This is a genomic window from Streptomyces sp. NPDC088254, from assembly GCF_044740925.1.
In the GTDB taxonomy this organism is placed as follows: Bacteria; Actinomycetota; Actinomycetes; order Streptomycetales; family Streptomycetaceae; genus Streptomyces.
Window position 1 is genome coordinate 458,798 of the sequence record NZ_JBIURQ010000001.1, and the last position, 15,182, is coordinate 473,979.

10 protein-coding genes and 3 pseudogenes are annotated in these 15,182 nt (G+C 70.3%); 7 read left to right on the forward strand and 6 right to left on the reverse strand.

The features are described 5' to 3' along the window. Positions 1–830: 830 nt before the first annotated feature. A pseudogene (locus ACIOC0_RS02045) lies at positions 831–998 on the forward strand (site-specific DNA-methyltransferase); the annotation flags it as partial. Between the two features lie 105 nt (positions 999–1,103). On the opposite strand, the pseudogene ACIOC0_RS02050 reads toward ACIOC0_RS02045, so the two are convergent. Continuing rightward, a pseudogene (locus ACIOC0_RS02050) lies at positions 1,104–1,258 on the reverse strand (N-acetyltransferase); the annotation flags it as partial. Positions 1,259–1,323: 65 nt separating this feature from the next. On the opposite strand from ACIOC0_RS02050, the gene ACIOC0_RS02055 reads away from it, so the two are divergent. Further along, a complete protein-coding gene (locus ACIOC0_RS02055; protein ID WP_402151188.1) occupies positions 1,324–4,140 on the forward strand; it encodes a SpoIIE family protein phosphatase in 2,817 nt (938 codons plus the stop codon). Positions 4,141–4,567: 427 nt separating this feature from the next. Here ACIOC0_RS02055 and ACIOC0_RS02060 read toward each other — a convergent pair whose 3' ends face one another. Then, a complete protein-coding gene (locus ACIOC0_RS02060; protein WP_402151191.1) occupies positions 4,568–5,698 on the reverse strand; it encodes an FAD-dependent oxidoreductase in 1,131 nt (376 codons plus the stop codon). Positions 5,699–5,819: 121 nt separating this feature from the next. Here ACIOC0_RS02060 and ACIOC0_RS02065 point away from each other — a divergent pair, with 121 nt between their 5' ends. Continuing rightward, positions 5,820–6,422, forward strand: coding sequence for a TetR family transcriptional regulator (locus ACIOC0_RS02065; protein WP_402151194.1), 603 nt, complete (start codon positions 5,820–5,822; stop codon positions 6,420–6,422). 88 nt (positions 6,423–6,510) lie between these two features. Here the strand turns inward: ACIOC0_RS02065 and ACIOC0_RS02070 are convergent, their stop codons facing one another. From ACIOC0_RS02070 to ACIOC0_RS02080, 3 genes are all read right to left on the reverse strand, one after another. Then, on the reverse strand, positions 6,511–6,870 hold the full coding sequence (locus tag ACIOC0_RS02070; protein WP_402151197.1) for a hypothetical protein: 360 nt from the start codon (positions 6,868–6,870) through the stop codon (positions 6,511–6,513). Positions 6,871–7,122: 252 nt separating this feature from the next. Further along, entirely contained in the window at positions 7,123–8,241 is a 1,119-nt protein-coding gene (locus tag ACIOC0_RS02075; RefSeq protein ID WP_402151200.1) for a fatty acid desaturase family protein, read from the reverse strand. A gap of 7 nt (positions 8,242–8,248) precedes the next feature. Then, positions 8,249–9,304, reverse strand: a complete 1,056-nt coding sequence (locus ACIOC0_RS02080) for a ferredoxin reductase (RefSeq protein WP_402151202.1) — start codon at positions 9,302–9,304, stop codon at positions 8,249–8,251. A gap of 87 nt (positions 9,305–9,391) precedes the next feature. On the opposite strand from ACIOC0_RS02080, the gene ACIOC0_RS02085 reads away from it, so the two are divergent. After that, the gene (locus ACIOC0_RS02085) at positions 9,392–10,531 is read left to right on the forward strand and encodes a PucR family transcriptional regulator (RefSeq protein ID WP_402151204.1); all 1,140 of its coding nucleotides are present in this window, start codon (positions 9,392–9,394) and stop codon (positions 10,529–10,531) included. Between the two features lie 206 nt (positions 10,532–10,737). On the opposite strand, the pseudogene ACIOC0_RS02090 reads toward ACIOC0_RS02085, so the two are convergent. Next, positions 10,738–11,450 (reverse strand): annotated as a pseudogene (locus tag ACIOC0_RS02090) (methyltransferase type 11); the annotation flags it as partial. 259 nt (positions 11,451–11,709) lie between these two features. On the opposite strand from ACIOC0_RS02090, the gene ACIOC0_RS02095 reads away from it, so the two are divergent. The 3 genes from ACIOC0_RS02095 to ACIOC0_RS02105 all read left to right on the forward strand — a co-directional run bounded on the left by ACIOC0_RS02095 (position 11,710) and on the right by ACIOC0_RS02105 (position 15,172). Next, positions 11,710–12,435, forward strand: coding sequence for a class I SAM-dependent methyltransferase (locus ACIOC0_RS02095; RefSeq protein WP_402151206.1), 726 nt, complete (start codon positions 11,710–11,712; stop codon positions 12,433–12,435). 167 nt (positions 12,436–12,602) lie between these two features. Continuing rightward, complete coding sequence (locus tag ACIOC0_RS02100) at positions 12,603–12,842, forward strand: hypothetical protein (RefSeq protein ID WP_402151208.1); 240 nt, start codon at positions 12,603–12,605, stop codon at positions 12,840–12,842. A 167-nt stretch (positions 12,843–13,009) separates the two neighbouring features. Then, a complete protein-coding gene (locus tag ACIOC0_RS02105) occupies positions 13,010–15,172 on the forward strand; it encodes a SpoIIE family protein phosphatase (protein WP_402151211.1) in 2,163 nt (720 codons plus the stop codon). The last annotated feature ends 10 nt before the right edge of the window (positions 15,173–15,182 follow it).

Genomic DNA, 15,182 nt, shown 5'->3' on the forward strand with positions numbered 1-15,182 from the left:
ATCAGCATGGAGTCGGCGCCGAGGTCGTCGAAGAAGTGACTGTCGACTGAGACGTGGTCGGTGCCCGTGATGTCGGCCAGCACTCCCGCGTAGCGTTGCTCGCATTCGGCGAGAGTGGCCAGAGAGTCACCCGGATCCGTGGTCAAGACGTCGTAAGAGTTCCCCATGAGTTGGGTCCCTTGCAATATCAGAGCGGTCGATGCAGCGCGCTGAACTACATGAACGAGGTCCCCGTACCTGCATGGACTGCTGTGGGAGCTGGGGTCGGAACGCAGCTGAGTGATCGCCCACCTTGACCGTGGCAATTTTGGCCGGCCTTGCTCAACGGTTGATCCGGCCGACTAGATCGACAACATTCCTTGCGCGGCAACGCTTCCCTCGACCGCAGGGCCAAGAGGCTGGCCGATGGAAGTTCCTTCCCCATCAGCAACCGCCGCTGTGAAGAGCTGTGAACAGTGGCCGCCAGAACAGAAAACCATGGTCTTTTCCCAGGGTACGACTGTGCGCGGTACGTGCAATGGGGGCGAGCTGACGCCCGCCGATGAGGAGAGGCGGGAGCGGGTGCGGCTGGAGACGGGGTTTCCACCCTGGCCTATGAGCCCAATGCCGGAAAGTCAGGGCCTGTGGATCACTGACTCGCCGTCTTGATCTTTGATGGAAGGGCGATTCCGGCCGCGCCGGCGTGGTGGTGGAGGTTTTCCAGCGTGGTGAGTTGGTCGGTGGGCTCGATTGTGTGCTCCGACTTCTCCACTGCCTGTTGTCTGTCCGCTCGCGTCGAACAGCGCCCTGGATCAAGTGAGTTGGCCGATGCTCAGGCATGGGCCCTTCCCATGAGCCACACGCTGCACCGGGGCGACGCCCTGACCGTGCTGAAGTCCCTCCCGGACGAGAGCGTCAACGCCGTGATCACCGACCCGCCGTACAACTCCGGCGGACGGACCAGTTCGGACCGCACCGGCCGTACCGCGCGAGCCAAGTACGTCACCAGCAACTCAGCCGATGCGCCCTGGAACATCAGTCGGTCCGGACGCCGCCTGCGCCTCGGATGACCTGCCCGGCGTTCCACCTTGGGGAGCAGCGGCTCGACGCAGGGCGAGGCCGGCCATCCCGGACTGAATCGTCCAGATGCCTGCCGCCTCGGAGGAGTCGATGAGCGTGTTCAGTCGCGCGCGTGGGGGTGGACGTACACGGGGTGCTCCCCGACGTCGGCGTACGCGCAGCGGTCGAGCACGGCAGTGGCGGCGACCCGTCCCAGCACCGTAGCGACGGGCGTGCCTACGCGCGCATAGGCTGGTGATGTCTCGCCGAACCGGAGCGGACGCCATGAATGCAATCCCGAAGGGACCTTCCTGGCTACATCGGAGGCGGTCGCGCCATCCGTTTGCCGGGCAGCCACGTAATCGTCGCGAGTCCCTGCTGAACCCGCGCAGCATCGCCGGGCGGGTGTTCCTCATCGAGATCCTCATCGTCGTGCTGCTGGTCGCGGCCGGGGTGATCTCTGTTGTGCTTCAGGCGGCCCGTGACGCGCTGCAGCACGGGCGTCGGGAATCGGTCGTCGCGGCCCAGACGTTTGCGGGGGCCCCAGGCGTCGCCGAGGCGCTGCGCAGCCCGAACCCGACGGCGGTGCTGCAGCCGCGTGCGGAAGCGGCTCGTAAGAGGGCGGGTGTGGACTTCATCGTCGTCATGAACACCAACGGGATTCGCTACACGTACCCGTACCCGGAAGAGATCGGGAAGAAGTTCGTCGGCACCATTCAACCGTCGCTGGAAGGCCGCACCACCATCGAGCAGGCGGGCGGGCCGCCTCTGCCGGCGGGTCGGGGAACGGCCGTCCAGGCAGTGGTCCCCGTGACCGATGCCGACGGCGAGATCGTCGGCCTGGTGTCCGCCGGGATCACGGTAAAGAACCTGGCGAGACTGTGGATGCCGCAGCTGCCGATCACCTTGGGTGCCGGTGCGGCCGCGCTGGCTCTGGCTGCCGGCGGGACAGTTCTGGTGTCCCGGCGCCTGCAGCGGGAAACCCATGGCCTGGGCCCGGCCGAGATCACGCGCATGTACGAGCACCACGAGGCGGTCCTGCACGCGGTACGGGAAGGGGTGCTGATCACCGACGCAGGCGGACGGTTGCAGCTGGCCAACGATGAGGCGAAGCGGCTGCTGAATCTGTCGGCGGACGTGGAGGGACGGCATGTGCGGGAGCTGGGTCTGCCGGTGGAGATCACGCGCATGCTGGCGTCGGGGGAGGCGGTCACGGACGAGGTGTACGAGGTGGAGGGTCGGTTGCTGGCGGTGAACAAGCGGCCCACGTTCCCGCACCGGGCCCGAGGAGGCAGCGTGGTGACGTTGCGGGACACCACGGAACTCACGGCGGTGTCGGGACGGGCAAAGGCGGCCCGGTGGCGGCTGGATCTGCTCTATGAGTCGGGGGTGCGGATCGGGACGAAGCTGGATGTGGTGAGTACGGCTCAGGATCTGGCTCAGGTGGCGGTACCGCGGTTTGCCGACGTCGTCACGGTCGATCTGCTGGATGCGGTGCTGGAAGGCGATGAGCCCACGGCGGACAATGGGGGACAGCTGCGGCGTGCGGCAATCAGCGGCGAGCAGCAGGCTTTGCCGCTGTACCCGGTGGGCGCAAAGGTCCCGCTTCACCCGGCGACGCCGCAGATGCGGGCGTTGGAGCGGGGCCTGGCGGTGCTGGAGGCGGACCTGCGACACGCGCGGGCGTGGCAGGAGCAGAACCCGGATCGCACGCGCGGGGCGCTGGAGCTGGGCGTGCATTCGCTGGTGACCGTGCCCCTGCAGGCGCGAGGCGTTCCGCTGGGCGTGGCGAACTTCTACCGGATGGGGGATTCGCCGGCGTTCGAGCAGGAGGACCTGTCCTTCACGGAGGAGTTGGCCGCGCGGGCGGCGGTGGCCATCGACAACGCGCGACGGTTCACCCGCGAGCACACGATGGCGGTGACGTTGCAGCGGAGTCTGCTGCCGCGGGGGCAGCCGGAGCAGGATGCACTGGCGGTGGCCTGGCGGTATCTGCCGGCGGAGGCAGGGGTGGGCGGGGACTGGTTCGATCTCATCGCGCTGCCGGGCGGGCGAGTGGCGCTGGTGATCGGTGACGTCGTCGGTCACGGATTGCACGCCGCGGCGACGATGGGGCGGCTGCGCACCGCCGTACAGAACCTCTCGGCGCTGGACCTCCCCGTGGACGAGGCGCTCGGGTACTTGGACGACTTGGTCGTGCGTATGGACGAGGAGGAGAGCACCGGCGAGGCCACGGAAGCGCACGGGGGGCAGGGGGTGACGGGAGCGACGTGTCTGTACGCGATCTACGACCCGATAGCAGGAGTGTGCACGGCGGCCCGTGCCGGACACCCCGACCTGGTGGTGGTGCACCCCGACGGGACCGTCACCTGTGCGGACGTGCCGGCATCTCCCCCACTCGGACTGGGTGGCTGCCCCTTCGAAACCCGTGAACTGCACCTGCCCGAGGACTCACGACTGGTGCTGTACACCGACGGGCTGGTGCGGGACCGCACCCGCGACATCGACGTCGGGCTGGTCCGGCTGCGTCGGACGTTGGAGCGAGCCGGGGCGGAACGCACGCCCGAGGAGATCTGTCAGGCGGTGGTCGACGCGATGGTGCCGGGACACCCCTCCGATGACATCGCACTGCTGGTCGCGCGTACCCGGATGTTCCCGCCGCCGGGCGTGGCGGAGTGGGAGGTGCAGCCCGAGCCTGCGGCGGTCGCCTCGGTTCGGGCGCACTGCAGGGGGAAGTTGCGTGAGTGGAGGGAGGAAGAGATCGAGTTCAACACGGAACTGATCATCAGCGAGTTGGTCACGAACGCGATCCGGTACGGATCACCACCGATCAGGGTACGACTCCTGCACGGGCGCTCCTTGACCTGCGAGGTGTCGGACGGCAGCAGTGTCTCGCCGCGTCTTCGCCGGGCGGCCACCATGGACGAGGGTGGGCGGGGGCTGTTCCTCGTGGCCCAGCACGCTCAGCGATGGGGAACGCGGTACACATCCGGTGGCAAGGTCATCTGGGCCGAACAACCTCTTGGCAGCGGTCCGTCAACCGACAAGGTCAGCACACCGGCCGAGGTTCTTTTTGAGCAGTTCGACGATCCCACCCTCTGAGTTCAGACGGTGCTGCACGCCCGTTCTGCACCGAAGACGCGCTCGCCCGTGCCGATGGCTTCCCCTCGTCGGACAGGAGCCGCGGCCCCACTTGCGCTGATGTCGCCATCCGCCGGTCGACGGTCTCTTCGCAGGCGTCGGGCCTGCGACAACGGCCATCCGCCCCCGAGCAAGGGGGCGGAGCCTCTGCCCGTTGGAATGCTGCCCACCGGCTCGGGAAGGGCCTCGAACCCGCCCCCACCACTTTCCGCGCTGACGGGTCGTCGCCGCGCGGCTGCGGGCTTTCCTCGCCCGGCCGAAAATCCGCCACCGCTGGGAACTGACGACTGGCTGGCTGTTCATCGGCATCGGCGTCGCCGCAGCCTCCTGAGAGGGGGTTGGGCATAAGACTTCGAGGGGACGACAGCCTGACAAAACAATCCATCGGCTACCGGTAGTTGAGCTCGGCGAGTTCGGTGGCGAGCTTCCGGGGCATGGCTGTGCGGCCGAGCAGGGGAAGCACCATGTTGCGTGCCCGGCGGGCCATCGGGTTGCGCGTCGTCGCCACGCGGGTCATCCGGTGCGTGAAGGCGACCACGCGCTGGGCGACGGGACGGCGTTGCGCCTCGTAGCCGTCGAGCTGCCCGCCGGCGAACGCCCGGCCCAGGGCGTAGCCGTCCTGGATGCCGGTGTTCATCCCCTGCCCGCCGGCGGGGCTGTGGACATGGGCGGCGTCGCCGGCCAGCAGCAGGCGCCCCGCCCGGTAGCGGTCGGCGACCCGGTGGTGCACCCGGAACCGTGACGACCACGCCAGCTGAGTGACCTTGGCCTGGCCGGGGGCGCGCTCGTCGAGCAGCTGCTGGACGAAGTCGATGTCCGGTGCGGCGGGCGCGTCGTCCACGGTGGCGACGACCCGGTAGTGGCCGCCCGGGAGCGGGGCGACGACGGTGAGGCCCGCGGTGCCGAAGGTGAGCGAGACCTCGGCGGGGCCCGGGGCCCAGTCCATCACCACGTCGGCGAGGACGAAGGACTCGGCGTAGGCGTTGCCGGTGAAACCGACACCCGTTGCTCGGCGCACGGTGCTGTGCATGCCGTCGGCACCGACAGCGTACGCAGCGCGCAGCGTTCGGCCGGTCGTCATGGTGAGTGTCACGCCGTCCTCGTCCTGGACGACGGAGGCGACCTCGTAGGGGCGGTGCACGTCCCCGCCGAGCGCGCGCAGCCGGTCCAGCAGCACGTTCTCGGTCTCGTACTGAGGGACCATGAGCGTGTACGGGTGGGGCGTGGGCAGCCCGTCGAACGGCACGGTCAGCAGTCTGCGGGCGCCGTCGCGGACGGCGAACCGGGTGACCTGGACGCCGCGCGCGATCAGCGCCTCGGAGGCTCCCAGCTCGTCCAGGACCTCCAGGGTGCGGGCGTGGACGACGGCGGCACGCGAGGTGTTCGCCCCCTCGGCCAGCCGGTCCAGGACGACGAAGTCGATGCCGGCCGAAGCGAGCGTCACGGCGAGCGCGAGCCCGGTCGGGCCGCCGCCCACGATGGCGACCTCGGTACGGTCGGGGAGTGCGGTGGTGTTCATGTCGCTTCCCTCCAGGATATGAGTCAACAATTGTTTGCCAACGATTGTTGGCCAACATTCGTTGACATGATGCGCGACCTCGCACTGGAAAGTCAACATGTGTTGGCCTACAGTCGTTGGCATGACGTCACCCGACGAGATCACCAGTACCGACAGGCGCTCGGATCGCACCAAGGCCGCGATCCTGCGCGCCGCACGCGAACGGTTCGCAGCCCAGGGCTACGAGCGCACCACCATCCGAGCCGTGGCCTCCGACGCCGGCATCGACCCCTCGATGGTCATGCGCTACTTCGGGAACAAGGCCCAGCTCTTCGACGCCACACTCGCCATCGACCTGCGCCTGCCCGACCTCACGGGCGTCCCGGCGGACCAGTTCGCCCAAGTCCTGGTGCGGCACTTCCTCGAACGCTGGGAGGGCGACCCGGCCGACGACGCACTGCTCGTCCTGATGCGTTCGGCGGTCACCAACGAGCAGGCCGCGGCGCGGATGCACGAGATCTTCGCGGCGCAGGTCGCCCCGACGCTTGCCGCCGCCCTGGGCCCGGAAGTCGCCGCACAGCGCGCGGGCCTGGTCTCCGCGCAACTCCTCGGCCTCGGGCTCACCCGCTATCTGCTGCGCCTCCCGGCAGTGACCACCCTGACACCGGACGACATCGAAAGAGGGCTGGCCCCGGCCATCCAGGCCGTGCTCGACCCCGAATGGGCGGGCGACACCGCAGCGTGACGACCTCGCCCGCGGAATCCGCTTGAGCTGAAGGCTTGTTCAGCCGGTGTCCTGCACCATCAGCGAGGCCTGCAGTACTCGCAGTCGGTCAGCGGTACAGAACGACAAGGGACGAGAGAAGGAGCGCGGCTGCGGCGGAGAGTGTCAGGATCCTGTAGCGGCTCCAGGCGGCCGGCGCGAGCAGGGACGCCCACGCTCCGCCCGTGAGGGCGGCAGCCCACCAGCCGGCGTTTGTCTGCGCGGCGGCGAGCGGGATCGGAGCCAGTGCGAGCGTCGGCGGGACGACCGCGAGCCGTGGCCTGATGCCCAGTCGCTTGTAGACGGCGAGCAGCCGCTCGCCGACGGAGCGGACCGCTTCGAACCCTTGCTCCTGCACTACGTCCTGGCGATCCTCGGTGCGACGCACGACCAGGCGGCACTGCCGATCGTCGACCGGTTTCGTCACCACCCCCACCACGATGTGCGCAGGGAGGCGGCAGGGGCAGTGAACGAGCTGCAGTGGAGCCGGCAGAGGCGGCACAGCAGCTCTGGGGGCCGGCCGTAGGGCAACCGCATTGGCCATCGCCGCCCCCGGACCCCCGCTTGCCGCGGCCCGGTGCATGCCGGATATCGCCGCGGATCGGGGGGAACGGGAACTTCGCGGTCGGCCTCGGCGACCCGGGGCGTCCGTGTCTTCCGCGTGGAGCCCGTCACCGATACCTCAGGCGGCGACAAGCTCCCGCTCGCGGTCCGGCGTCGTGACGCCGGGCTTCCTGTTCGGCAGCGAGAGGCGGAAGACCTTGCGCCACGCCGAGAACACCTGCTTGGGCAGCGGCCCGGTGACGTACTCCAGCTCGTACTTCTCGAACAGTGCGCGCACCTTCACCGCGACCTCGGCGTACCGGTTGCTCGGCAGGTCCGGGAACAGGTGGTGCTCGATCTGGTGGGACAGGTTGCCGGTCATGAAGTGCATGGCCTTGCTGCCGCTGATGTTCGCCGAGCCCATCATCTGGCGCAGGTACCACTGGCCGCGCGTCTCGCCCTTGATCGACCGGCGCTCGAAGACCTGCACGCCCTCGGGGAAGTGCCCGCACATGATCACCGAGTGGGACCAGAGGTTGCGGACCAGGTTCGCGGTGAACGTGGCGGCGAGCGTCGGGAGGAACGACGGGCCCGACAGGAGCGGGTGGATCACGTAGTCCTTGAGCACCTGCTTGCGGATCTTGCGGCCCACGGCCCTGGCCCGCGCGCGGAACTCCGGGTTCTTGCGGCGGCGCTTGTGCAGGTTCTTGCCGAGCTCCAGATCGTAGGCCGCGATGCCGTACTCGAAGAAGCAGGCGTTGATGAAGTTCCACAGCGGCTGGCCGAGGTGGAACGGGTGCCACTTCTGGTCCTCGTCGACGCGCATGATGCCGTAGCCGAGGTCGTTGTCCTTGCCGATCACGTTGGTGTACGCGTGGTGCAGCTCGTTGTGCGAATGCTTCCACTGGTCGGCCGGCGAGACGTGATCCCATTCCCAGGTGGTGGAGTGGATCTTCGGGTCCCGCATCCAGTCCCACTGGCCGTGCAGGATGTTGTGGCCGATCTCCATGTTGTCCATGATCTTCGCCACGGACAGACCGGCGGTGCCGATCACCCACGCGGGCGGGAAGATCGAGAACAGCAGCACGCCCCTGCTGACCAGCTCGAGCTTGCGCTGCGCCGAGATGACCTTGCGGATGTAGGCGGCGTCCTTCTCGCCGCGGCCGGCGATCACCTCGTCGCGGATCGCGTCGAGTTCGCGGCCGAGCTCCTCGATCTGCTCCGCGGTCAGGTGGGCGGTGGGGTCGATGGCGGTCAAGGTGCTCCTACCGTTCGATGTCGCACGGGCCCGCCGCGGCGGACACGCAGGTCTGGATGAGGACGCCCGGCTCGGCCTCGGTGATCTCGCCGGTGCGCAGGTCGCGGACGGCGCCCGCCTTGAGCGGGGTGATGCAGCCGAAGCAGATGCCCATGCGGCATCCCGAGGGCATGAGCACGCCGGCCCCCTCGCCGACGTCAAGCAACGGCGTGGCGCCGTCCGCGTCGACGGTCTTGCCGGTGGTGCTGAACGTGACCTCGCCGCCTTCGCCGGCCACGACAATGCTGGGGCGGAAGCGTTCGGTGTGCAGGCGTTCATGGACGCCGTGCTCGGCCCAGTGCTCCTCGGCGGCGTCGAGCAGGCCCGCGGGCCCGCATGCCCAGGTCTCGCGCTCGGCCCAGTCGGGCACGAGTTCCTTGAGACGGGCGATGTCGAGCATGCCGTCCGTGTCGGTGTGCACCTCGGTGAGCTGAAGCTTCTTGTCCGCGACCAGGGCGTGCAGCTCGTTGCGGAAGATCACGTCGTGCGGCTGCGGCGCGCAGTGGACCATGACGACGTCGTCGAACTCGGTGTCGCGCAGCATGCCCATCACAGGCGTGATGCCGCTGCCGGCCGTCAGGTAGAGGACCTTGGCGGGCTTGGCCCGCGGCAGCACGAAGTCGCCTGTCGCCTGGTCAAGCTGGATCAGCGTGCCCGGCTTCACCGCGCGGACCAGGTGGTTGCTGACCTTGCCGTCCGGGATCGCCTTCACCGTGATCGTGACGCGGCCGTCCCGGCGGTTCGTAGGCGAGGTGATGGAGTAGGCGCGCCACAGGCGCACCCCGTCGACGTCGACCCCGATCCGCACGTACTGACCGGCTGTGTGGCCGCGCCAGCCCCGTCCCGGTCTGATCACCACAGTCGCGGCGTCATCCGTCTCGGGGTGCACGGCCTCGATGCGCCCGCGCAGGTCGGCGCCCGCACGCAGCGGGCTGACCAGGTCGAGGTAGTCCGACGGCAGCAGCGGCGTCGTGACCATCTCCAGCAGTTTCCACGCCCCGCTGCGGAGGGCTGCACTCGTCATGACTCCAGCTTGCTGCGCCTCAAGGCGTAAAGTCCTGACCGCAGGACGTAAATCTGGCCGACTGAATTGTTCGCAGGGAACAAAAACGTGAGCCATGCAATCCAGAGAGCCAGCGAACTGGCTCTCGATGAGACGACGGTCACCGCACTGCGGGCCGAGCTGAAGACCACCGCCGACGAGGTCGTCCAGGCGATCATCGACGAGGTCCCTCCCTACGCCAACGCCCTTTCGGGCCACATGGGCGGCACCATCCGCCGAGCCGTCCGCACCGCCCTCGGGCACTACCTGGACCTCGCGAGCGGGAACGCCACAGGCGGCGACGCCGGTGACGCGGCCTACGAGCTGGGCCGCGGCGAGGTGCGCGACGGCCGTTCGATGGACGCCCTGCTCAGCGCGTACCGCGTCGGCGCCCGCGTGGCCTGGCGATGCCTGGCAGCGGGCGCCGTACCCGCAGGCCTGCCCGCCGCCGAGGTCGCCAAGTTCGCCGAGCTGACGTTCGCCTACATCGACGAGCTCTCCGCCGCGAGCGCCGCGGGCCACGCCGACGAACTGGCCGCCCAGGGCAGGGACCACGAGCGCCACCTGGAGCACCTGGCCCGCGACCTCCTCGCCGGCGCGAGCCCGGACGTGCTGCTGACCTCTGCGCAACGGGCCGGGTGGCAGCCCCCGGTCTCACTGACCGCGGTCCTGCTGCCCACCGCCCAGGCCCGGCCTGCCTACCGCGCGCTCGACCCGAGCACCCTCGTCCTCGACGATCTGCCGGACGCCACCGGTGTGCTGCTCGTCCCCGACGCCGACCGACCACATCTCCTGCGACGACTGGCCGACCGCACCGCCGTGGTCGGCCCGGCCCGCCCATGGACCCGCGCGTCCGCCTCGTACGCACGAGCCGTACGCGCGCGCTCACTCTCCTCAGACATCCGCGACACCGAGGCACACCTGCCCGAGCTGGTGCTGAGCGCCGACGTGGACGCGTTCGCAGACCTGCGCGCCAAAGCCCTCGCACCGTTGCGGACCTTGCCTGACGCGACCGCACGCCGACTGGAGGAGACGCTGCGGGCGTGGCTGCTGCACCAGGGCAGACGGGACGAGGTGGCGGCGGCGCTGTTCGTCCACCCCCAGACCGTCCGGTACCGGATGTCGCAGCTGCGGGAGCTGTTTCCGGACCTCGCATCGCCACACCGGGTTCTTGAACTGACGTTGGCGGTCGGTCTTCGGGGCGACTGACGAGTACTGCCTCGGCCGCCGGTCTCCGGGGCGACCGACGAGTACTGCCTCGGCCGCCGACGACTACGGACGGGGCGACCGCTCAGCCTGCGAGGGCCGGCACCGTGCGTCGTACGGCGGCTTCTCCTCGGAAGGAGTGACGGGACGGGGTGACAGTGGTGCTGCCGCCTTGCCGCGTCCGGTACGCCAGCGCCCCGAGCGTCAGCGGTCAAGGTCGCGGAGTACTCCACCTGGCCGGTGACGGCGGCCTCGAAGAAGGGGCCATGGCCCGGTGCAGGCGCTGTTCTTCGGCCGGGTCGATCGCGACCATCACGGGGGACTCGGCCACGCAGTTCGGTCAGGTGACGACCGGTAGGACGGACCACGACCAGCCGGCCGGTCGGGCGCAGCACACGGTGGAACTCGGCGAGGTTGCGCGGAGCGAACACGTTCAGCACGGCATCGGCCACCGCGTCGGCGAGCGGAGAAGGGGCGGAAGACGTCCCAGGCCGCCGCGGCAGCTCGGTCATGGGCCCGGGCGGCCGAGCGCAGCGCGCCCGCCTATGTGTCCAGAGCCAGACCGCGCGCCGGGCAGCCGGTCCGGCACGCCGGCCAGGCAGTAGCCCGTGCCGCGGCCCACCTCCACCGTGGCCCGCTCACCCATGGCGTCGGCCGCCAGGCGGGCCCCGACCTGGCGGATCGGGGCGTAGGCGCCCGTCGCGAGGAACCGGCCCCGGGCCTGGACCATGGCCGCATCGTCGCCGCTGGTGGCGCGGGCACCCGTCAGCGGGCCGACGTAGCCGTGGCAAGCTCTGTCGAAGGTGTGGCCCGCCGGGCAGCGCAGTGCGCCTCGGTCGGGGTGCAGCCGGCGCGTGCGGCACGTAGGGCCGCGCAGCAGGTCGAGGGACAGTTCCAGGGCAGAGGGAAGTGAGGCCGGCAGGAGGCACTCCTGGCAGGGATGACGGATGGAGACCGTGCCTGCGCGTGCGCTCGGACCGTCACTGCCTCAGGAAGTGATGGACGGCGGGGGGAAGATGGTTCATGCGCCAGGCACGCCGAGGAGGGTGACGCCCTCCGGCCTCGCCCTCGGCGTCTCCCGGTCAGAGGGAGCAGCAGTGCGGGGTGCCCGTGAACGCCATGTCATGAGACTGCAAGCATCTGTGAAGCCCCATCCACCTCAGGGGAGTTGAGAGAGCCGCATGGCTGACGACTGCTTCGGGCATCCACGACTCGCCGCGATCTATGATCCGCTCGACCCCGACCGCGGGGACCTCGACGCCTACCTCCGGATGGCGGAAGACTTCGGGGCGCGCCGGGTCCTCGACATCGGCTGCGGCACAGGGGTGTTCGCCCTCCTCCTTGCCGACCGCGGGATCGAGGTCGTCGGCGTCGACCCCGCCCGGGCCTCCGTCGACGTCGCCCGGGCCAAGCCGGGCGGTGAGCGGGTGCGCTGGATCTGCGGTGACGCGACCGACCTCCCGCCCCTGCGGGTCGACCTCGCGACGATGACGGCCAACGTCGCCCAGGCCATCGTCGATCCGCACGTCTGGCGGGGGACGCTGCGGGGAGCCCGCGAAGCGCTGCGGCCGGGCGGGCACCTGGTCTTCGAGACCCGGGATCCGGCCGGACGGGCCTGGGAGGAGTGGACCCGCGAGCACTCCTACCGGGTGACGGAGATCGCGGGCGTCGGCCCGGTCGAGAGCTGGGTCCGGCTGATCGAGGTGAGCGGACCGCTGGTGACCTTCCGCTGGACCTACGTCTTCGCAGCGGACGGGCAGGTGCTGACGTCGGACTCGACCCTGCGCTTTCGTGAGCGTGAGGAAGTCGAGACGGATCTGATCGCTCACGGCTTCTCGGTGCAGGAGGTCCGCGATGCGCCCGACCGGCCGGGCAAGGAGTTCGTGTTCCTCGCACGACGCTCCTGATCCACGTTCACGTACCGCCTCGAAGACCGCGTCACCGACCGTCTCGGCGCGGCCAGGGGCGAGCGCCGCCGACCTGGTGGGTCAGGCGGAGGGGCCACCCACCAATATCGGCAAGTTCTTCACCCGCCACACCGGCGTCACCCCGGATCCAGGTCCGCGCGACCGGCATGCCGTCGATCGACGACTTCGCCTTCACCGGCCGCGGCGACACCCTGCTCGCCGCCCGCGACGACGACGAGGCCGACCTCGTCCGCCCCGACGGCACCCACACCGCCGTCCTCACCGCGGCCGACGGCCTGCGGACCCCCACCTCCGTCGCGGTCCACGCACACAAGGTCTATGTCCCCGGCGCCGCCTGCCTCACCGGTGCGGACCCCGACCTTCTCACCGCCCGCCTCGACCGCTGACAGTGCGGCCTCCCGGCGCGGGAGGCTCCGCGCTGACCGTGCTGGTGTGGGCGTAGCGACCTCAGGTGTTATTCAATGAGGTGTGCGGTCAGGGATCTCGGGGCCCGTCGCACGGACCTGAGTACGGCCCCGGCGCCGCCCCCGCCGGGAATGCCTGAGAGAGCCGTATGGACTCCACCCCCTCTCCCTCGTCCTCTTCGGCGTTCGACCTGGTCAGCAGCGCCCTGGGGCGCTACATCCCGCGCGGTGGGGCGGCAGCGCCGGTCGGCCCCGCCGACGCGCAGGGCGACCGCACGAACTGTCGCCGTGTGTCCGACGGTCCGTCGGGCGGCAGGCAGGACCAGATCCTCGGCGCGGTCAACATGGACAGGGACCTGAGGATCACCCGCTGCAACCTGGAAGCTCCCGTCTTCGCGGGACTGGACGTCATGGCAGGGAGTTCCTTCGTCGATCTCCTGCCGCCCGGGGACGTGCCGACGGTCACCCGGCGGCTGCGGCAGGTCCTGGAGACGGGGGAGGCGCACGTCGCCCGGATCCAGCGCCTGCGGCGCGGCGACGGGTCGGAGCTGGTGGTCTCGATGAGCATCCTGCCCGCCGCGCCGCCGCACGAGGGCCTGACCGTCTCACTGATCGCCATGGCCCGGCGGCTGCACCTGTACGCGGCCGAGACCGCGATCGGCACCTCGCTGGACATCGGCGAGACCGCGCAGTCGCTGGCGCAGTCCCTGCTGGCCTGGGGGGACGTGGCCGCCGTCGACCTCGACTTCACCGTGTGGACGGGCGAGGGCGTCACCGGGCAGCGACAGGGGCGCATCCGGCTGCGGCGGGCGGCGCTGGTGCCGGACCGTGTGTGGCCCGAGGGCTATGTGACGCCGGGCGACGACCTGCCCGGCGACGCGAGCCTGCTGCTGGCGCAGGCGATACGGCGGGACGACGCCCCGCAGACCATCGTCATCCCCGACCGGGAGGCGGTCGAGCGGGTCCTCGGCAGTCCACGCGTCGTGCGTGCCCTGGTGCCCGGCGAGCGGTCGGCGGCCGTGGCGTGCGTGCCGCTGGTCCTGGACAGCGAGCCGCCCGTCGTCCTGGGCCTGGCGGAGATCTGGCGGCGGGCGGACGCGCCCTTCCACGACAGCGAGCTGTTCGACCTTCAGGAACTGGTCGCCAGGACCGCCCATCACGTCGACCTCGCCCGTCAACACCAACGTGAGCACACGCAGGTGCTGGCCCTGCAGCGCCGGCTCCTGCCCCGGAGCGGCGACGACACCATCGAGATCGCCAGCGTCTACCAGCCCGCCACCCCCGACAGCGCGGGTGTCGGCGGCGACTGGGTGAACAGCTTCCCGCTGCCGGACGGACGTACCGCACTGGTCGTCGGTGACGTCGTCGGGCACGGCCTGGGAGCGGCGGCGACCATGGGCCAGCTGAGCATGGAGGCCCGGGCCCTGCTGTCCGCGGGGCTCGCGCCGGACGAGGTGCTGGAGCACCTGGACGGGACCGTGACGCTGCTGGACGACACCGAGTCCGGGCTGACGGCCGGCTACAGCGCCCTGGGCTCGACCTGCTGCATCGCCCTCTACGACCCGGTCAGCCACCGGGTCGTGCTGTCCAGCGCCGGCCACCTCCCCCCGGTCCTGATCACCCCGGACGGGCAGGCGGGCCCGCTCCCGGTCCGCCCCCACCCCGGACTGGGGGCCGAGTTCGCGCTCCGCGAGCCGTTCCACGTGCACACCTTCGGCGCACCTCCGGGCTCCCTGCTCGCCCTCTTCACCGACGGTCTCGTGGAGGACCGTGCCCTGTCGATCGACGAGGGCATCGCGAGACTCACGGACACCGTGTCCGGGGTGCACCCCTGGGACTCCCTCCAGCAGGCCGCACGGCACGTCGTCTCCTCGCTGGTGCCCGCGAGGCAGCGCGACGACGTGACCCTGCTGCTCGCGCGGATGATCGGCTACCGCAAAGGGGACACCGCGACCTGGCGGCTGCCCGCCCGCGACGACGCCCCCGCACGTGCCCGCGCGCAGGTCTCCGCGCTGCTGCGGAACTGGCGCACCAGGGCCGACACCCGGGACGACGTGCTGCTCCTGGTCAGCGAACTGGTCACCAACGCGGTCCGTTTCGCCGCCGGTCCCGTCACGGTACGGCTGATCAGGACCGGTCACGGCCTGTTGTGCGAGGTGGGGGACACGGGCAACGGCAGGCCGAGCCTGGGCCGGGGCGGCCTCTTGGACGACGGCGGCCGCGGCCTGCACGTCGTGCACCGGCTCACCAACCGGTGGGGGGTGCGGTGGACGGACACCGGCAAGGTGGTCTGGGCGGAAGTCGCGCGGTGACGCGACCGCG